Annotated in this window: 18 protein-coding genes and 2 riboswitches; of the genes, 6 read left to right on the top strand and 12 right to left on the bottom strand. The window is 53.7% G+C overall.

Annotated features, from left to right (window positions below; genetic code table 11):
- Nucleotides 1–178: 178 nt before the first annotated feature.
- The 4 genes from KNP95_RS13915 to KNP95_RS13900 form a co-directional block, all read right to left on the bottom strand.
- Complete coding sequence (locus KNP95_RS13915; RefSeq protein ID WP_214837883.1) at nt 179–583, bottom strand: hypothetical protein; 405 nt, start codon at nt 581–583, stop codon at nt 179–181.
- Between the two features lie 34 nt (nt 584–617).
- A complete protein-coding gene (locus KNP95_RS13910) occupies nt 618–1874 on the bottom strand; it encodes a hypothetical protein (protein ID WP_214720028.1) in 1257 nt (418 codons plus the stop codon).
- 11 nt (nt 1875–1885) lie between these two features.
- Nucleotides 1886–3178 (bottom strand): hypothetical protein, encoded by a 1293-nt coding sequence (locus KNP95_RS13905; protein WP_214837880.1) that lies wholly within the window; start codon nt 3176–3178, stop codon nt 1886–1888.
- Nucleotides 3179–3282: 104 nt separating this feature from the next.
- Entirely contained in the window at nt 3283–3666 is a 384-nt protein-coding gene (locus KNP95_RS13900) for a DUF302 domain-containing protein (protein WP_214837878.1), read from the bottom strand.
- 172 nt (nt 3667–3838) lie between these two features.
- On the opposite strand from KNP95_RS13900, the gene KNP95_RS13895 reads away from it, so the two are divergent.
- Nucleotides 3839–4234, top strand: a complete 396-nt coding sequence (locus tag KNP95_RS13895; protein ID WP_021067479.1) for a Spx/MgsR family RNA polymerase-binding regulatory protein — start codon at nt 3839–3841, stop codon at nt 4232–4234.
- Nucleotides 4235–4262: 28 nt separating this feature from the next.
- Here the strand turns inward: KNP95_RS13895 and KNP95_RS13890 are convergent, their stop codons facing one another.
- From KNP95_RS13890 to KNP95_RS13870, 5 genes are all read right to left on the bottom strand, one after another.
- Nucleotides 4263–4925 (bottom strand): methionine ABC transporter permease, encoded by a 663-nt coding sequence (locus KNP95_RS13890; protein ID WP_021067480.1) that lies wholly within the window; start codon nt 4923–4925, stop codon nt 4263–4265.
- Complete coding sequence (locus KNP95_RS13885) at nt 4897–5931, bottom strand: methionine ABC transporter ATP-binding protein (protein WP_214837874.1); 1035 nt, start codon at nt 5929–5931, stop codon at nt 4897–4899. Before KNP95_RS13885 ends, KNP95_RS13890 begins: the two co-directional genes overlap by 29 nt.
- Nucleotides 5932–5940: 9 nt before the next feature.
- The gene (locus tag KNP95_RS13880) at nt 5941–6762 is read right to left on the bottom strand and encodes a MetQ/NlpA family ABC transporter substrate-binding protein (protein WP_131435086.1); all 822 of its coding nucleotides are present in this window, start codon (nt 6760–6762) and stop codon (nt 5941–5943) included.
- Between the two features lie 72 nt (nt 6763–6834).
- Nucleotides 6835–6939: riboswitch (SAM riboswitch) on the bottom strand.
- A gap of 40 nt (nt 6940–6979) precedes the next feature.
- Nucleotides 6980–7996, bottom strand: coding sequence for an iron-containing alcohol dehydrogenase family protein (locus KNP95_RS13875; RefSeq protein ID WP_214837870.1), 1017 nt, complete (start codon nt 7994–7996; stop codon nt 6980–6982).
- Nucleotides 7993–9168, bottom strand: coding sequence for an aminotransferase class I/II-fold pyridoxal phosphate-dependent enzyme (locus KNP95_RS13870; protein WP_214837867.1), 1176 nt, complete (start codon nt 9166–9168; stop codon nt 7993–7995). The genes KNP95_RS13875 and KNP95_RS13870 overlap by 4 nt, the downstream gene beginning before the upstream one ends.
- Before the next feature lie 77 nt (nt 9169–9245).
- Nucleotides 9246–9346: riboswitch (SAM riboswitch) on the bottom strand.
- 173 nt (nt 9347–9519) lie between these two features.
- On the opposite strand from KNP95_RS13870, the gene KNP95_RS13865 reads away from it, so the two are divergent.
- The 3 genes from KNP95_RS13865 (at nt 9520) to KNP95_RS13855 (ending at nt 13768) form a co-directional block, all read left to right on the top strand.
- Nucleotides 9520–10620 (top strand): AI-2E family transporter, encoded by a 1101-nt coding sequence (locus tag KNP95_RS13865; protein WP_021067485.1) that lies wholly within the window; start codon nt 9520–9522, stop codon nt 10618–10620.
- A gap of 265 nt (nt 10621–10885) precedes the next feature.
- Entirely contained in the window at nt 10886–12130 is a 1245-nt protein-coding gene (locus KNP95_RS13860; RefSeq protein ID WP_214837864.1) for an MDR family MFS transporter, read from the top strand.
- A gap of 144 nt (nt 12131–12274) precedes the next feature.
- Nucleotides 12275–13768: a peptide MFS transporter gene (locus tag KNP95_RS13855; protein WP_021067488.1), complete on the top strand. Its 1494-nt coding sequence runs from the start codon at nt 12275–12277 to the stop codon at nt 13766–13768.
- Between the two features lie 49 nt (nt 13769–13817).
- Here the strand turns inward: KNP95_RS13855 and KNP95_RS13850 are convergent, their stop codons facing one another.
- The gene (locus KNP95_RS13850) at nt 13818–15113 is read right to left on the bottom strand and encodes a glutamine synthetase family protein (protein WP_214837861.1); all 1296 of its coding nucleotides are present in this window, start codon (nt 15111–15113) and stop codon (nt 13818–13820) included.
- 192 nt (nt 15114–15305) lie between these two features.
- On the opposite strand from KNP95_RS13850, the gene KNP95_RS13845 reads away from it, so the two are divergent.
- Nucleotides 15306–16343 carry an SDR family oxidoreductase gene (locus KNP95_RS13845; protein WP_214714910.1) on the top strand — a complete coding sequence of 346 codons (1038 nt, stop codon included), beginning with the start codon at nt 15306–15308 and terminating at the stop codon, nt 16341–16343.
- 40 nt (nt 16344–16383) lie between these two features.
- Here KNP95_RS13845 and KNP95_RS13840 read toward each other — a convergent pair whose 3' ends face one another.
- Both KNP95_RS13840 and KNP95_RS13835 read right to left on the bottom strand, forming a co-directional pair.
- Nucleotides 16384–16707 carry a YflT domain-containing protein gene (locus KNP95_RS13840; RefSeq protein WP_021067491.1) on the bottom strand — a complete coding sequence of 108 codons (324 nt, stop codon included), beginning with the start codon at nt 16705–16707 and terminating at the stop codon, nt 16384–16386.
- Between the two features lie 103 nt (nt 16708–16810).
- Entirely contained in the window at nt 16811–17038 is a 228-nt protein-coding gene (locus KNP95_RS13835; protein WP_021067492.1) for a hypothetical protein, read from the bottom strand.
- A 112-nt stretch (nt 17039–17150) separates the two neighbouring features.
- Between KNP95_RS13835 and KNP95_RS13830 the strand changes: the two genes are divergently transcribed.
- The gene (locus KNP95_RS13830) at nt 17151–18209 is read left to right on the top strand and encodes a GTP pyrophosphokinase (RefSeq protein WP_021067493.1); all 1059 of its coding nucleotides are present in this window, start codon (nt 17151–17153) and stop codon (nt 18207–18209) included.
- Nucleotides 18210–18221: the final 12 nt, after the last annotated feature.

Raw genomic sequence — 18221 nt, 5'->3', positions numbered from 1 at the left:
TCGATTTCCTGTAGTGCTTTCCTCCTGTAATGTAGCGGAATTCTAGTGTACCTTGTGCGAAAAGTCCTGAATAGCATCAGTTTTTGAAATCGAGTCAATATCTTGAATTTGAAGTGTTTTCCAGTCATTCTCGATGAGACCACAATCAAAAGGACCCGTGCTTTGCACGAGCCCTCAATCATTTCGATTGATCGAAGATGGCTTGCAACCGAGTGACCAGTTCGGCCGTGAGTTCGCCCCGGCTGTCCTTCGGATTGATGCCGCCGATTATCTGTTCTTCGTACCAAATCCCGAAGTCGAGCGAACGCTCGGGCGCATCGTCCGGCGTATAGACGAACGTCGCTCTCACATCCGGGTCCCGCTCGATTGGAACGGGTTGGTCTTCCCATTCAACCTCATCCGTCGTTCGATCAAGCTGAGTAATCGTCTCAGCGTCGGTAATGGTGCGTATCGGTCCATAGGCACCATCCGAGTTTAACGGCTGATAGTCGATGCGAGACGGATCCAAGTCTTCCTCGCTACTGGCACAACCGCCAAGAAGCAGTCCCATACAGATGACACATCCTGACAACATGCGTTTCAACAGGGCATCCCTCCTCGATTTACGTCCAATCCATTCATTCGAACGCCTGCGGGAACAGCTGTTGGAACGTCACCGCCCCGGCGCTCGACAGTTTGAACACTTTCCCGGTCTTCACGTCCTTCACATAGACATCGACTTTTTTCGACCGTTGCTGATAACTGACTTCGAACTGTTGACCGAGATTCCCACGCAACAGCGTCAAATACTTATAGTCATTCATTTCACCACTCTTCGTCGACGGGCGCGCGGTCTCGACGGCTTCGACCAACCGATCATAAGCTTTGCCGCTCACGTTCACAGCATCAGGGTAAGGGAGCGGGACTTCCCGGTGATACGGATACTGATGGAGGTAAGCGACCGCTATCTCGTCTTGATCTGCAGAATCGGTCAAGAGAGGGCTCGTTCGATAGCGCATCGACACGGTTTTTGTTACGTTTTGTCCGTCCACGTCAATCGTGACGTCATATAGCGGATAGGCTGTCATCGGTTCCATCGTGCCACCGTTATGGATTCGACGGAAGGTTAAACTGTCAGCCCCGTTGAGCAAATCGGCATCTTGTAAAATGGAGGAGGAATAGCGAGCCTTGTCTCCACCATAAGACTGGAGCAGATGAGGCATGTTCGTGGCCTTATCTCGTCCTAATGCGATAAACACATCGGACGGTCTAAGGTTCGGCAAAAAGTGGAAAGATGGGGTAAAGTAGCCCCCTTCTTCAATCCCAATCTCGACCGTGCCACTAAATCCAGGCGAAATCCTCATAAGTGTGACCGGATACGGTTCGATGTCTTGTTCATTGTCATAGAAGGCGTCCGGCTTATGTAACGCAGCCCGTTCATTTTCGGTCGCGATATAGACGGTCGGAAGAGCAGACATTTCAGTTCCGACCTCGTCTTTCAAGTAGGCAGGTCTTTCTGCAAGCTCGACGGCCCGATACCCTTCCATCCCGTCCATCCGGTCTGATTTACAGAGCGCATAGATTGTATCCCCCTCGACATAGGTCACTTCATTAAAACTATATCCATAATAGTCATCATTCATAAGCGGGGCCCGGGTCGCATACGCCATTCCAAGCACGGAAAACGTCTCTCCATTCAGTTCGGACAGGGGTTCACCGTCTTCACATTGGTTCAATATGGCTTCGGCATCCACTACAGGCTCCTGACTGTTCATCGTAACCCGCTCGGCCTGCCAATGCTCCTCGATATGGCCATAGCGGACGACGTCAACGTCTTCCGAGCAGCCTGCCGTCAACCATAACAGTGACAATGCCATCAACGCTCGTTTTTTCATATTCAACCCACTCATTTCTTCTTCAAGTCAGGGAAGTAGGACAAGAACGTCTCGGCCCCTTCGCTCGTCAGTTTGTACGTTTCGTCGGTCGAGCGGTCGGTCACGTAAATATCCAGCTTCTTCGAGCGCTGTTTATACGTCACCTCGAACTCTTGTCCCTTGTGTCCATCGACGATTGTTAAAAGCGGATAGTCGCCTTCATCACCTTGACGCTTCGTCGGTTCAGCGGAATTGATCGCTTGGACGAGGTCATCCATCTCGTTCCCCGCTGCTTTTAAAAGAACCGGGTATGACAACGGAGATTCCGGGTTGAACGGCTGTTGATGAAGATAAACGAGCGGACCGACCACAAGTGGCATGTAGTCTTCGTCAGGTTGCGTCTCGAGCTGCTTTCGTTCCGCTGTCGATAATAAGTCAGAAGTGCGGTATGTGAACGTCATCGTCTCATTGACGACTTTTCCATCACGAGTATAGGTGAACTCATACAATGGATAAGTCTGGTCCGGGACGAGCTCCGCCTCGAGGGGGATGCGCTCGACGCTCAACGCTTCATATGTAAGCCCTTCTGCGGTTTGGTCAATCATCGACTCGAGTGGAGTCACCGAGAAATAAAGATCCGCAAACATGAGCAGCAAATACGGTTTCTCAGTAATCGTGTCGTAACCGATCGCTACTTTGATATCTTTCATGCTGGCCATCGACGGATCGAACGAGAACAACGGATATGGACTCGGCATTCCCCCGATTTCTACTTCAATCTCACCGTACAGAGCCGGGGAAAAGGCGACGAGCGTTTCGAGGAACGGTTCAATCGGGTTGCCTGACTCGTTCAATTCATCGGCATCCCGTAAGGCGGTTTTGGCGGACTTATCGGCCGGACCGACGACTGGATAACGACCGATCGGTGTCCCTGTTGATACGTCCACATCGTCAGGGAACGACTCGATCACTTCCGCCGAGAAGCGGTTCGAGGCCATGTCACGACAAAGCACATAATTCTCATCCCCTTTCATATATGATACGGCCTTGAACGCATACTCCTCACCCGTGTCCGTCATCGGATAGCGGTTCGCCACGATCGTATCGAACACGATCAAGTCGCCTTCCAGCTCGGTCGTCAACTTACCGCTACAGGCTTCAAGCGTCTCGTCGGCTGAATGAAGGGAAATCAACTCCTCCTTGGCATACTTGCTGACGGTCCAATGCGCGTCGACGTAAGACAAGTTTACGACGTCCGGCTTTTCCACACCGCAACCAACCAATAAGCCTGTGGATAGTACAAATAAACCGACTAACTTTTTCAAATCATCCGCCCCTCACCATTTATTTGTACCAATTTTACCATTATATTACTTTAGGAGGGAACACGAAAAAACCCGTCCGACGACCTGGACGGGTTCAATGACCGTTACACAGTTTTATCGATGGCTCGGGTCAATCTCGTCTCGACATCGCGTGCTACAGCTTGGAGCGCCTCATCCTCGATCAGTTCGATCAGTTTCGTCGGCTTTGGCATCCCGACATGGGTCGACCCGTCTTTCGTGAAGACGGCGAGCTTGCATGGGAGGAAATAACCGCCTTCCCGGTGCGCCGTGATGACTTTTTTCGCTTCTTTTGGATTGCACACTTCGAGGATGCGGTAGTCCCCATCAATCGCTTGACCTTTCTCTTCGAGCGTCTCACTCAAATTGAAGTCCCAAAGCACCCCGAACTCTTCCTCTTTGAGCGTCGTTTTCAGCTTCTCGACGACCGCTTCGACCGTCTGATCGGTCTTGACCGTGTAATCAAACATGTGAACCTCTCCTAAGATGTAGTCTCTCTCGTTTTGTACCCGAAGTGAGGACCGACAAATTGTCTGTTTGGTCGAAAAAAGTATATGTGATTTGAAACATATTCGATGTCCGTCACGTATGTATGAGAGAAAATAAAGAAGTCCATACTTACGTAAAGGAGAAGTGGTTGCCGTGACGGTCACCGTATTCACACATACAAGCTGCAGTTCTTCCCGTAAGACGATCGATTGGTTACGCGAACAGAACATCCCGTTCATCGAGAAAAAATTGACCGACCAAGGGATGTCATTCACCGAGTTCAAAGATATGCTCCGCCTCACCGAAAACGGGACGACCGACCTGCTGTCCGTCCAAAAGAGCGTGTATAAACAAGCGGCGGATCAACTCGACGAGATGTCGCTCCGTGAGCTGTACAGTTTCGTGGCGTCGCATCCCCAGATTTTAAAAAGTCCCATCGTCGTCGACGACAACCGGATTCAAATCGGGTTCAGCGAGAAAGAGATCCGGACGTTCATCCCGCGCCATGACCGCATCGCCGAATTGAAACGATTACTCGACAACAAGTAAGAGCCCTGCCGAAGCAGAGCTCTTTTTGTTATGCCTTCTTGAGCCGGGCCGCCAAGCGGTTGCCGAATGACTGAATCGATTGGACGAGTAGAATCAAGACGAAGATGGTCACGTACATGACCTCCGGCTCGAATCGGAGATGCCCGTATTGATAGGCGATATCGCCGAGTCCACCGGCCCCGACGAGTCCGGCCATCGCGGTCGCCCCGATCAAACCGATCGTCGCAATCGTCAAACCGAGCACGATTGAAGAGCGGGCCTCCCGGATCAACACGTACCAGATGATTTTCCGGGTCGAGATGCCCATCGCTTCATACGCCTCGACGACCCCGCGGTCGACCTCGAGCAGCGCCGACTCCATGAGCCTCGCGATATACGGCGCCGTGAACACGATGAGCGGCAACAGCACGCCTTGGACGCCGATCGTTGTTCCCATGATGAAACGGGTGAACGGGAGGATGAAGAATAAGAGAATGATGAATGGGATCGAACGGACGACGTTGATGACACTCGACAAGATGCCGTAGAAATAACGGTTGGCGAGCCGCCCGTGCGGTCGCGTCAAGACGAGTAGCGTCCCGAGCGGCAGTCCGATCAACGTCGAGATGACGAGCGCGATGCCGGTCATCGTGAGCGTCTGAATCGTCCCCGTCCAAATCAAGTCACCCCAATTTTCCCAAAACTGAAGCATGGTTCGTCACCTCCTTCACTTTCACACCACTCGCTTCTAAGAAGCGGACGGCTTGGTCGGTCTGGCCCTCATCGCCGTCCAAATGGACGAGTAGATTACCGACGAGACCGCCTTTTAGCTTTTTGATGCCGCCCCCGATGATGTTCGGCAGCAAGCCGAACCGTTTCGTCAATTGGGCGAGCACGGCCTGTTCACTTTGATGGCCGATGAACGACAAGTTTACGAGCGTCCCGTGCGTGCTCAATTCTTCGACGACCTCTTTCGGGACATCGAGGTTCGTCTTCAAGAACTTGCGCGTCGTCGCATGTTGCGGGTCCGAGAACACGTCGAGCACGTCCCCTTCCTCGATGATCTGTCCTGCCTCGATGACCGCGACCCGGTCACAGATGCGCTCGATGACTTCCATCTCGTGGGTAATCAGGAAGATCGTCAGTCCAAGCTCGCGGTTGATATCGAGCAAAAGGTCGAGAATCGACTCGGTCGTCTCCGGATCGAGCGCGCTCGTCGCCTCGTCGCTGAGCAGGATGTCCGGCTCATGTGCGAGGGCGCGGGCGATGGCGACACGTTGTTTTTGCCCTCCTGAAAGTTGTTCAGGATAATGTGTCCGATGGTCGGTCAATCCGACGATGTCGAGGTATTTGTCGACACGATTCCGGATTGTCTGTTTATCAAGTCCTTCAAGACGGAGCGGGATGGCGACGTTCTCTTCGACGGTCGCCGTCTTCAGCAGGTTGTAATGTTGGAAAATCATCCCGATTCGATGACGCAACTTCGAGAGGCCGCGCTTGTCGAGCTTCGTGATGTCCTGTCCCTCGATCTCGACCTGACCCGACGTCGGTCGTTCGAGTAGATTGATCATGCGGATGAGCGTGCTCTTCCCGGCACCGCTTCGGCCGATGATACCGAAGATTTCGCCTTTCTCAATCGTTAACGAGACATCGTCGAGTGCGGTGACGGCACCTTTATTCACAGTGAACGTCTTTGTGATTTCTTTAAGTGCGATCATAGATCCTCCTTAAAACGCCGGGACGATTGAGCCGTTGAACGTCTCTTCGATGAACGTCCGAACTTCGTCCGAGTGGTAGTACGATTTGAGTGTCGCGACGACTTCATCATCCTTGTTGTCGGTACGGACGACGACGTAGTTCGGATACGGGTTGTCGACCGTGTCTTCATGGAACAAGGCGTCCTCGTTGATCGACAGGCCGGCACCCATCGCGAAGTTCGTGTTGATGGCAGCGAGTGCGACTTCCGGGAGCTGGGTCGGGAGCTGCGACGCCTCGAGTTCGATGAATTCAAGGTTGAGCGGGTTCTCGGCGATGTCACGTTTTGTCGCCTTGTCTGTCAATCCTTCTTTGAGCGTGATGAGTCCCGCTGTCTCATAGAGACGGAGCGCGCGTAGCTCGTTCGCCGGGTCGTTCGGGACGGCGACCTTGTCACCTTCTTTCAAGTCCTCGATGTCGGTCAATTTCTCTGAGTAGAGACCCATCGGGAAAGCGACGGTCTTGAACACGTCGTCGATTTTATAGCCTTTATCGGACTTTTGCAGTTCTAGGAATGAGAGCGTCTGATAACTGTTCACGTCGAGGCTACCCTCGGCGAGCGCCGTGTTCGGCGTATTATAGTCGTTGAACACTTTGATATCGAGTTCGAGGCCGTCTTCGGCCGCGAGTTCTTTCACTTTCTCGGCGATCTGTTGGTGCGGCCCGCCCGTGACGCCGATCGTGAGCGACTCCGTGCTGAGCGCCTCACTCGCGTCTGATTGTCCGCATGCTGAGAGCGCGATGGCGGCGAGTAGTGATGTTCCTGCGAGTACTGTTTTCTGTTTGATGTTCATGTATGTTCCTCCTCCAAAATGAAAGCCCGCTACTCATTCAGAGTGGCGGGCACGACAAGTCAAAGTCGGACACGCTCATCTCCCAGACGATTTCGTCTGTTGGAATTAGCACCATGATCATTACGATCTGGTTGCCGGGTTTCACAGGGCCAGTCCCTCCACCACTCTTGATAAGCAATCGGTCTATTAAGTTGTTATCATCTTACTTTTAATTGGTTTAATTGTAAATAGATAATTGTAAATTTTCAAAAATTATTTTCAAAAAATCTTTGTCGAGCGGGGCAGGCAACTGTTGCAGCTCGGTCTCCGTCATAACGGAGTCGACGAGAACTGGGATGTCACCCGGTCTGACACCGAGCGTCTCGAGCGTCGTCGGGGCACCGAATCGCTTCAACCAAGCCTCTAAGTACGGCGCATCGGCCGAGCCCCGCAACCGCTCTTGGACGATCAGGCCGAAGCCGACCTTGTCCCCATGCAAGAAGGCGTGCGTCGAGTCGAATCGGCTCAAGGCGTTATGGACCGCATGCCCCACGGCGACCCGTGTCCCGGCGTCACCAAATCCTCCGACGGCACCGCCGATCGCGAGCACATGATCGATTGCGAAGCGCACGTCGTCGCTATATGACTTGAAGGCATGTTCGCTCAAGTCGAGTTCGACGAGTCGTCCACACTGTTCGGCCAAGGCGAGCCCGGTGTTGACGCCGGCATCAATCGAGCTGTCCCCGCTCAAATAGCGTGCCTCGTAAAACTTCGCGACCGTGTCGATGACACCGGCCCGGAAGTACTCGTATGGGGAGCGTCTCATGACGCGCGAGTCGACGATGACCCGCTCGATGACGACGCGAAACAGGTCATAACGGTCGTAGCTCCCATCCTCCTGATAGACGACGCTGAGCGGCGTGAACGCGGCACAGTTCGAGGCAAGCGTCGGGATGACGATCAGCGGGACGCTCTGTTGATAGGCGACAAGTTTGGCCGTGTCGACGAGTTTGCCACCCCCGATGGCGATCAACACATCGGCGTCAAGCGGTTTGAGCCGTTCGACTTCGGCGTCCGTGCACTCCCCGCCGAACGCTATCGCCGGATAGTCGACGATGTCAGGATAGACGGCGCGCACGACGCCATAGCCGTTCTGACCGTGCAGGACGTGGGCCCGGCGACCGGCAATCAAGTCATCGAGACGTTCGAGCGCGTCATCGGCGTGATCATATTCAAGAACGGCCTGACGAATCATGCGCGCACCTCCTCGTAGGCGGCGAACAACCGCTCGATCCGTTCGACGGCCTCATCGATCTTCGGTTCCGGTGAGACGAGACCGAAGCGGACGTAGCCGTTCCCTTCCGAGCCGAAGAAGTAGCCCGGGGTGACGGCGACACCGGCTTCATGCAGCAGTTTCCGCGAGAACGACTTGGCATCACCCTCAGGCACTTTCGCCCAGACGAAGAACGAGCCTTCCGGCGGTTCGACGGCCCAGCCGGCCCGGTTCAACCCGTCGATCAGGCGATCACGCCGTGCCTCGTACAGTCGTGCCAAGTCATCGCGAATGGTACGGGGCGCCTCGAGCGCAGCGACAGCCGCCGCCTGGATGGCCGAGAACACGCTGACGTGGACGTGGTCCTGATACGTGTTGATCGCCTCGATAATGTCCGCGTTCCCGACGGCAAAGGCGACGCGCCAACCGGACATGTTGAACGCTTTCGACATCGTATATACCTCGATCCCGACTTCTTTCGCCCCTTTCGCCTGCAGGAAGCTAGGCGGGACATGGCCATCGAATCCGATGCTGCCGTATGCGAAATCGTGGACGACCATCAAGCCCCGCTCCCGGGCGAAACGGACGGTATCGTCAAAGAAAGCGGGTGAGGCGACGGCTCCGGTCGGATTGCTCGGGTAGTTCAAATACATGAGTCTTGCATCTTGCGTATCGAGCGTCTCATAGTCCGGCAAGAAACCGTTCTCTTCCCGGAGGACGAGGTCCCGGACGACGGCTCCGGCGAGACGAGCCCCCGAGATATAATCGGGATAGCCCGGGTTCGGTAACAGAATCCCGTCTCCAGGTTCGAGCACGCATTGCGGTAACGTGATGAGACCAGATTTTGAGCCGATGAGAATCGCTACTTCTGTCTCGGGATCAAGTTCGACTCCATACTCATTCAAATAGAACGTCGCCACTGCTTGCTTCAGGCGGGCCTGACCGCGGAACGGACCGTATTGATGGGTCGAGGCGTCGAGGAGCGCCGTCTGGAGCGCGTCACAGATCGGCTCAGGCGTCGGCAGGTCGGGCGTCCCTTGTCCGAGTCGGATGATGTCATGGCCGGCCTGTTCGAGTTCGGCCACCTCGTTCGCGAGTCCGACGAAATGTTGGGGTGGTAACGTTTTAAGTAGATGTGAGCGTCTGTCAGTCATGAATAGTCCTCCTATGCAAAAAACACCCCTTTCCGCGGAAAGGGGTGTCGAGATACGGACGTATTCAAACAACCACCTTTCCATCTCTCAAGGTCACCTTGCTGGAATTAGCACAGTATTGAATCAATCTGTTGCTGAAGCTTCATCGGGCCAGTCCCTCCGCTTCTCTTGATAGAAAGTGTTTTATATGCGATTTGTCTTTTTGTAATATGTCACTTAGTTAACCAAACGTTACCAATCTTGTCAATCCTTTTTTGAAAATGAGCATGTCCTCTTGAATCCCGATAAAAAAACGTTCATAGTGAAAGTGAACGTTATTCTACAAAATTTAAAACATGAGGGGATGGACCTTTGGAATTAAACCGTCAATTGATTTGGAAGTTGAGCGTGATCGGCCTGATCCTGCTCGTGCTCTGGAAAGTCATCAGCGAACCGGATACGATTTCGCAGATGATGCATTATACGTTCCAGTTGCTGACGCCGATTATTATGGGAATCGCCATCGCGCTGCTCCTGAATACCGTCCTGTCCTATATAGAAGAACGGTTTCAACTAAAACGATATCAAGGCTTGCTAATCGTCTATATCATCTTTATCGGGATTCTCGTCATCTCTGCGGTAACGCTGTTCCCACGCATTTATTCGAGCCTCGCCTCGCTCATCGAGGAACTCCCGTCCTATATCCGGCAAATCGACGGGTATCTGTCACAGTTGAACACGTATTTGAAAGAGTATAACGCGACAGTCGCCCAGGCCATCGATTTCAGCCGGTTCGAGGAGCGCTACTCGGGCTGGGTCGAGACGGCCGTCTTGTCGTCGGTCAGCTACGTGTCGAGCTTCACGATGACGCTCATCAACTTCTTGATTGGGATCGTCATCTCGATTTATCTTTTAAAAGACAAAGAGATTTTTGCCCGCATGTTCAAGCGGCTGTTGTATGCGATGTTCCCGGTCGCGTCAGCCAAGACGACGATCGACATCTTCCAAGAGATGGATTACATCTTTAAACGCTATATCATCGGGAAGTCGCTCGACTGCCTCATCATCGGGGTGCTGGCCGTCGCCGGTCTGTTGATTATCGGGGCGCCATACGCGCTTCTCCTCGGCGTCATCGTCGGTGTCTTGAACTTCATCCCGTACGTCGGGCCGCTGCTCGGGATGATCCCGGCGTTCATCATCACCTACTTCTATGACCCGTTCACGGCGCTCATCGTCCTCTTGTTCATCTTCTTGTTGCAACAATTCGACGGACTCTGGCTCGGCCCAAAGATTCTCGGCGACAGCGTCGGCATCACGCCGTTCTGGGTCATCACGTCGATCATCATCGGCGGCAGCCTGTTCGGCCTCGTCGGGATGTTCATCAGCGTGCCGGTCACGGCGATGATTCAAGTCGTGTTCTCACGCTTGATCGACTACCGGCTCAGTCGCAAAAATTTGAATGAATTGTTATGACACATTGATGATTTAGGTTGACACATTTCACAGAAATATCATAATCTTGAAGAGAAGACAGTCCAATGCAGAAAGGAGAGGTACCGATGTCAGTCATTCAACGCTCGCACGTCCAAGTCCATATTGACCGGCAGGCGCCTCTCCGTGATTTGAATCCGTGACGTTCGCCTGCCTTCCGAGGCATGTCTAAGATCGTAGGGACGCGTATGCCTTTGTGCATGCTGCGTCCCTTTTTACATTCCAATAATTAAAGCAGGTGAACCTAATGATTCAATCACTCAAACGACTCGACCGCAATATTTGGATCCGCTTCCTCGGGGAGACGATCACCGGCGTCATGATGTTCATGATCGCGCCGTTCCTTGTCCTCTATTACAGCGACAAGCTCGACAGTTATATCCAGGTCGGTGTCATCATGGCGACCGGTCCGATCATGGCCCTCATCGGTTCGGTCGTCGGCGGACGGCTCGCAGATTTGTATGGCCGCAAACCAATCATGATGATCGCCATCCTCGGCGACGCGCTCGCGCTCGTAGGTTTCGCGTTCGCCGAGACGTTCTGGCCGCTCCTCATTTTGAACGCCATGCTCGGTTTGACGAACTCGTTGTTCCATCCGGCCGCGAGCGCGATGGTGGCGGACGTGACCGAGCCCGAACAGATGAACGAGGCGTTCGGCCTGTTGCGGATGGGCCATAACATCGGGGCGGCGCTCGGCCCGCTCCTCGGCAGCGCCGTCCTGTTCATCGACCGGCAGTATATCTTCTTCTCGGCGTCATTCGTCTTTATCCTTTATGCGCTCGTCCTCGGCCGCTTCATCCGGGAGTCGCTCCCGGAGACGACCGAGGCCGATACACCGTCTAACCGGGACGTCCTACGGGTGTTCTATAACGATAAGGTGTTCCTCGTCTTCATCTTCGCCGGTGTGTTCATCTCGATGGGCTTCTCGCTCATCGAGAGCATGCTGCCGCTGTTCTTGCGCGAGTCGATGCCGTCGTTCACCGACCGTGAAAACCCGTTCGCCTATATGCTCGCCTTGAACGGCATCATGGTCGTGTTGTTCCAGTTCCCGATTGCCTCGAAACTTGGACGCAAGCCATTCGGTAACGTCATGCTCGCCGGGGCGATCATCTTCGGGGTCGGCATGATCTTGATCGCGGTCATGCCGCGTCTCCTCTACTCCATAGGGACACCGTACCTCGTCCTCGTGAGCGTCTTGCTCGCGGTATACGCGTTCTATACGCTTGGCGAGATGATCATGTCCCCGGTCCAACAGACGTTCATCGCCTTGATCGCTCCGGAGAATATGCGTGGGGCCTATAATGGGGCCGCCAGTATCCAATGGTTGATTGGCGGGGTGACGGCTCCGATCATGGCGAGCCTGTTCTTTGACCAGCGGGCCGGACATATCGCCTTAATCCTCGTCGGGGCGGCCAGTTGTGTGTCAGGCCTCATCTACTGGCAGCTCGGACGTCGCGTCAGTGCGGCCGAAGCGAAACAAAAGACGGCTTGACCTATATAAATCACACTGAACCTAGTCGTTTAGTGTGATTTTTTAATTCGTTGCAAATTCGTTAAATTTTGAATATTTGCTTCTATTATTCTTTACAAACATAATGATTCTTTTTATGATAATACGGTTAAGGAGGGATCTTTCATGGAAAGGATCGATAAACAGAAAATTGTGGACAGCGTGCCACAAAAAGGTTTTTTCGGACAGCCGAAAGGGTTGTTCACGCTATTCTTCACTGAGTTTTGGGAACGGTTCTCGTATTACGGGATGCGTGCCATCCTCGTCTTCTACATGTATTACGAGGTATCAGATGGCGGTCTCGGTCTCGACCAGAACGTCGCCTTGTCCATCATGTCGGTGTATGGCGCACTCGTCTACATGTCGGGGGTCATCGGGGGATGGCTCGCTGACCGTGTGTTCGGGACGTCCCGGGCCGTCTTCTTCGGCGGTGTGTTCATCATGCTCGGTCATATCGTACTGTCGATTCCGGGTAGCCTGACGTTCTTGTTCATCTCAATGGCGTTGATCGTCATCGGGACCGGTCTCTTGAAACCGAACGTCTCGAGTATCGTCGGTGATTTATACAATGAGACGGACCGTCGTCGTGACGCCGGGTTCAGTATCTTCTATATGGGGATCAACCTCGGTGCCTTCATCTCGCCTTTGATCGTCGGAGGGGTTCAAAAGAGTTATGGCTTCCATTGGGGCTTCGCGCTCGCCGCGGTCGGGATGTTCATCGGTCTCGTCGTCTTCATGGTCACGAAGAAAAAGAACCTTGGTCTCGCCGGTTCATACGTACCGAACCCGTTGACACCGTCTGAAAAGAAAAACGCAATCAAGTATACGACGATCGCAGTCGTGCTCATCGGTGGTCTGTTGGCCGTGTTGATTCCACAAGGGTTGTTCACGATTAACACGTTCATCGGTCTCGTCGGTGTGTTCGGGATCGCGATTCCGACGATTTATTTCATCGTCATGTATCGCAGCCCGAAAACGACGGAAGTCGAGCGGTCACGGATTATCGCCTATATTCCGCTCTTCATCGCCTCGGTCATGTTCTGGGCGATTCAAGAGCAAGGCGCAACGATTTTGGCCAGTTATGCGGATAAGCGGACCGACCTTGAATTTTTAGGGTTCACGCTGTCACCGGCCTGGTTCCAGTCGCTCAACCCGTTGTTCATCATCATGCTCGCTCCGGTGTTCGCATGGCTTTGGGTCCGACTCGGTGACCGTGAGCCGAGCATCCCCACGAAGTTCGCCTTCGGGATTTTGTTCGCAGGGTTAAGTTTCTTGGTGATCTTGCTCCCGGCCTACTTCGGTGGCCCGGACACGCTCGTCAATCCGCTCTGGCTCGTCCTCAGTTACTTCATCGTCGTGCTCGGTGAGCTCAGCCTGTCGCCGGTCGGTCTGTCGGCGACGACGAAACTCGCCCCGGCTGCCTTCTCGGCCCAGACGATGTCACTCTGGTTCTTGTCGAACGCGGCGGCACAAGGGATTAACGCCCAGCTCGTTCGTTTCTATTCACCAGAGAACGAGATGCTCTACTTCGGGATTATCGGTGGAGCAGCGATTGTACTCAGTATGATTTTGTTCGCTCTCGCCCCGGTCATCAAAAAGTATATGCGCGGGATTCATTAAGCGTAAAAGCCCATTCCTCGGCCGAGGAATGGGCTTTTGTATACGTTGCTTATTTACGGACTTGGATGAGCGACAAGTAGCGGTCGATCAAGTCATGGTTGAAGTAATCATGGAACCGGTCCGACTTGAGCGATTGAATCGACTCATGGAACGTCGCCGGGAGTGACGAGATGCCTTGGCTTTCAATCTGCTTCGCCGAGTACTCGAACAAGTCGTCCTCGTTCGGTGCCGACGGCTCGAGCTGTTGCTCGATGCCCTCGAGTCCGGCATAAATCAATGACGCAAGCGCGAAGTACGGGTTCGCACTCGGGTCTGGGTTACGGACTTCGACGCGCGTCGCGCTTCCGCGGGACGCCGGAATCCGAATCATCGAACTGCGGTTCGACGGGCTCCAACAGATGTTGACCGGTGCCTCGAAACCTGGCACGAGACGCTCGTACGACTCTGGGAGCGGGTTCGTGAAGATAGCCGTTGCGCGGGCATGCTTCAGAATCCCTTCGATGAAGTGACGGGCCGTGAGCGATAGACCGTAATCCGACTCCGGCTCTTCGAATGCGTTTACAGTCGGGTTGCCGTCCTTGTCGTTCTTCCAAACCGAGATGTTGAGGTGCATCCCCGAACCGTTCACGTCACGGAGCGGTTTCGGCAAGAATGACACTTTTGCACCTTTCTCTTGGGCTGCCAATTGAACGATTTCTTTGAAGAACTGGATGTTGTCGGCCGTGTGGAGCGCGTCATCATATTTGATGCCGATTTCGTGCTGGGCCGGTGCGACTTCGTGGTGGACCGCCTCGATGTTGAAACCGACTTCGCTCAAGCGGTTGGCGATATGTTGGCGGACCTCATACCCTTTGTCTTCCGAACGTGTCGAGAAGTAACCCGCCTCATCGTAAAATTCACCATTCTCGTCGAAGATGAAGAATTCCGGCTCAGCGCCGACGAAAATCGAGTAGCCGTCACGTGCAGCCCGCTCGAGGGCATCCTTCAAGACGTTGCGCGGGTCGAACTCGTAACGTTCGCCGTCCGGTGTGCAGACGTCACAGAAAAAGGCGAGAATGCTCTCGTCCCCATCCTGCTCGTAGCGTGGACGATCTAAATCCGGTCTCAAGAATAGGTCTGAGTTTTTGATGGAAGAAAAACCGGCGATGGATGAACCGTCAAACATCGTCTTCCCTTCAAAGACTTCCGGCAACAATTTTGCAGAGAGAGTCAGTAGCTTCAAGTCTCCAAGCACGTCGGAGAAGTACATGTGGATTTGTGTGATCCCTTTCTCCTGAACCGTTTTTTCAATCTCTTCTTGCTTCTTCCTGTTGCCATCCTTGTCTGTTCCGAATAGATTAGCCATGATTCTAAAAAACCTCACTTAAGTTATTTGACAGATCAACACTGTCATGACGTACCTTGCGTACGCTTCTCCTTAAGTCATAACCGACTTTAAAAATTGTTAAACCCCTAATTTTATTCTTTAGGTTGAAAGTGGCTCATTCCGTTGCCACTTGTTATGATGGGGAGAGACTGAAAAGAGAGGAAGAACGCTGTGAATATTTTTATGACCGGTGCGACCGGATTTTTGGGAGGACGGCTCGCCCGCGAGCTGATTCATCGTGGGCATACGCTGTGCGTCCTCGCCCGTACACCTGAGAAAGTGGAGGCGATGTTCTCACGGGACGAACGTCGCTCCATCACTGTCCTGGCCGGGGATTTGACGGCCCCGTTCCTCGGAGCAGACGAGCGGTTCATCACCGACCATGACCGTTCCTTCGACTTGGTGCTCCACATGGCGGCCCTCGTCAAATTCGATGAGGAGCTCCGTGAGGAACTGTTCGAGACGAATTTGACCGGGACGAGACAAGCGCTCGCGCTCGCAAAGGCGCTGCATTGCCCTCGCTTCTTCCACGTCAGCACGGCGTACACGCTCGGAGCACGCGAGGTCGGCGATGAGACGTTGTATGCGACCGACCAGACGTTCCATAATCCGTACGAGGAGAGCAAGGCGCACGCCGAACAGGCCGTCTGGGCGGAACGGGACCACCTCGACGTCTCGATTTTCCGTCCCGCCATCATCGTCGGTGACTCGAAAACCGGTGAGGCCGACTCGAAGTTCACGATGTACGGCTATATGCGCGCCCTCGAGGTGTTCAAGCGCCGCCTCGAGCGCCGTGGGGCACCGGATGGACCGATCCGTCTCCTCGGCTCTGAGACCGGCACGTCGAACCTCGTCCCGGTCGATTATGTGGCCGATGTGCTCCTCGCTGCCATCGAACACGCCAAACCGGACACCATCTATAACGTGACGAACGATGCCCCGCCGCGCAACGTGACCATGCTCGACTATATGAAGCAAGCACTTGCGTTCCCGCACTTGAAGATCACGGAGACGGCGACGTCTTCGCTCAGCCAAGCCGAGCAGACGTTCAACGAGATGGTGAAGGTGTTCAATCCTTACTTGAATCGCGATATCGCGTTCGACGACGCCAATACGAAACGTCTGTTGCAGGACGCTGGGTTCAAACCGCTCGATTTGAACGAACGGTCGCTACGCCGGATCGTGAACGCCTATTACGAGACGAAATGACGAAAAGAGCCGAAACTGACGAGGTCAGTTCCGGCTCTTTTTATGACTTGTCGCAGACGAGGACGATTTTCCCGGCCTGAATCTCTCCTTCGAGCGATTCGACCATCTCTTTCGTCAGACCGAGGCTCTCGAGCTGCTCGATCCGGTCATCCGAATTTTTTGTAAACTTCGACATGAGCGACTCCCACAGCCCTTTTTCAGTGATGCGGTATGGTTGCACACCCGCTTCTGCAGCGAGCCGCACCGTCAATTCTTCATCTCTCGCAAATAAGTAAATGTGCTCGTTGACACATCCCCCTGACACCATCCCGTTCACTTCATGGTCGACCGAGGTCATATCCCGCACGATTCTTGTTTCTAACATATTCATCCTCCTAAACGTCCGCTGATCTATAATCGAATAATATACTATTCCCGAAAAATGAGTCACAAAACCCATTTCGTCCAGCGATTTGAAAAAGAGGGGTTCAAGAAAACGTGGCGCTCCAGTCCTCGATCCCGAAATGGTCGACGATGCCTTGGATGCGGGTCCGTTCGTCCGATTCAGACGACACATCTTCGCGACTGACCCGAACGATATTGATGCCGGTCTGCCAGTCGATCTTTCCAGACCGATAGCCTGCTTGTTGTAACAACCCGGCAACAATCTCGAGCTTCTCGCGCTCGGTCGATTTCAACGTATGGCTCACTCTCACCCGTGACACTCCTTCCCGTTCCAAACCGTATTGTATCATAGGGGCGGACAACAGATGCGACACCGATTTCTTTGATGCTATACTACATATAATGAGACAAGGAGTGATGTTGATGCCGAGACAGGATATGAACACGATCATGCTCGACTATATGAATGAGAAAGAAGATTACGAGGCGTTCGCAGCCAAGCTGAAGTTACTCCTCAGCGAGCTGTTGAACGACGCCGGCATCCAGTTCCACTCGATCGTCGCCCGGGCGAAGGAAGCCGAGAGCCTGTATGCCAAGTTATCCCGCAAACCGTATCAATACCGGTCGTTGCGCGACGTCCAGGATTTGGCGGGGATTCGGATCGTGACCTATTTCCACGACGATGTCCGTGCCGTGGCCCAAATCCTCGAGGATGAGTTCCGGATAGACCGCGAACAGTCGATTGATAAATCCACGTTGCTCGACCCGAATGAGTTCGGTTATTTGTCGGTCCATTACGTCGTCGGCTTGAGCGACACGCGGCTCGCCCTCGGGGAGTACCGTCGCTATGAGGACAAAGAAGCCGAGATTCAAGTCCGGTCCATCTTGCAGCACGCGTGGGCCGAAATCGAGCATGACCTCGGTTATAAGAACCCGAACGCCGTGCCACCGGAAATCAAGCGCAGCTTCAGCCGTGTCGCCGGGCTCCTCGAGATTGCCGACTCCGAGTTCGTCAATATCCGCAAACAGTTGCGGACGTTCGAACAAGAGACCGTCGAACGGATCGTCGAATCGCCCGATAAGGTGAGTATCACGCGAGATAATTTGAATTACTATATCGCCAATGACGTCACCGTCGAGAAGCTTGACAACGCCATCTTCCAGAGCGATTGGCTGCTCGACACCGACTTGTCGACGATCATCGAGCTGACGCGTATGTTCCATTACGCGGAGATTCGCACGTTCCAGGACTTGAGCGACACGCTCGACCTTTACTTCAATCGGGCTATCCAATGTGCGACGCTGTTGCCATCGTCTCTCCTGCCCCGTCAAGGGATGGGTGTCGTCTATGCCGTCCTCGCGAAATTGCTCGCAGAAGGCGATGACCAGCAGATCGAGTTCTTCTTCCGACGCTTCTATCCGGATTTGAAACATTACGACGAGGTCATCCAAGAACTTCGTACCCGCGAAGAGCCATCATAACTTTACAGACTT

Source organism: Exiguobacterium sp. s36, assembly GCF_018618345.1.
GTDB classification, from domain to species: Bacteria; Bacillota; Bacilli; order Exiguobacteriales; family Exiguobacteriaceae; genus Exiguobacterium; species Exiguobacterium chiriqhucha.
This window is presented reverse-complemented; position numbering and strand designations above follow the sequence as displayed.

Excerpts from the sequence above, each read along its gene's own strand:
- KNP95_RS13880 (WP_131435086.1), bottom strand. The coding sequence starts at position 6,762 with ATGAACATCAAACAGAAAACAGTACTCGCAGGAACATCACTACTCGCC.
- KNP95_RS13900 (WP_214837878.1), bottom strand. The coding sequence starts at position 3,666 with ATGTTTGATTACACGGTCAAGACCGATCAGACGGTCGAAGCGGTCGTC.
- KNP95_RS13870 (WP_214837867.1), bottom strand. The coding sequence starts at position 9,168 with ATGACTGACAGACGCTCACATCTACTTAAAACGTTACCACCCCAACAT.
- KNP95_RS13860 (WP_214837864.1), top strand. The coding sequence starts at position 10,886 with ATGATTCAATCACTCAAACGACTCGACCGCAATATTTGGATCCGCTTC.
- KNP95_RS13840 (WP_021067491.1), bottom strand. The coding sequence starts at position 16,707 with ATGTTAGAAACAAGAATCGTGCGGGATATGACCTCGGTCGACCATGAA.
- KNP95_RS13875 (WP_214837870.1), bottom strand. The coding sequence starts at position 7,996 with ATGATTCGTCAGGCCGTTCTTGAATATGATCACGCCGATGACGCGCTC.
- KNP95_RS13885 (WP_214837874.1), bottom strand. The coding sequence starts at position 5,931 with ATGATCGCACTTAAAGAAATCACAAAGACGTTCACTGTGAATAAAGGT.
- KNP95_RS13850 (WP_214837861.1), bottom strand. The coding sequence starts at position 15,113 with ATGGCTAATCTATTCGGAACAGACAAGGATGGCAACAGGAAGAAGCAA.
- KNP95_RS13890 (WP_021067480.1), bottom strand. The coding sequence starts at position 4,925 with ATGCTTCAGTTTTGGGAAAATTGGGGTGACTTGATTTGGACGGGGACG.
- KNP95_RS13830 (WP_021067493.1), top strand. The coding sequence starts at position 17,151 with ATGCCGAGACAGGATATGAACACGATCATGCTCGACTATATGAATGAG.
- KNP95_RS13910 (WP_214720028.1), bottom strand. The coding sequence starts at position 1,874 with ATGAAAAAACGAGCGTTGATGGCATTGTCACTGTTATGGTTGACGGCA.
- KNP95_RS13855 (WP_021067488.1), top strand. The coding sequence starts at position 12,275 with ATGGAAAGGATCGATAAACAGAAAATTGTGGACAGCGTGCCACAAAAA.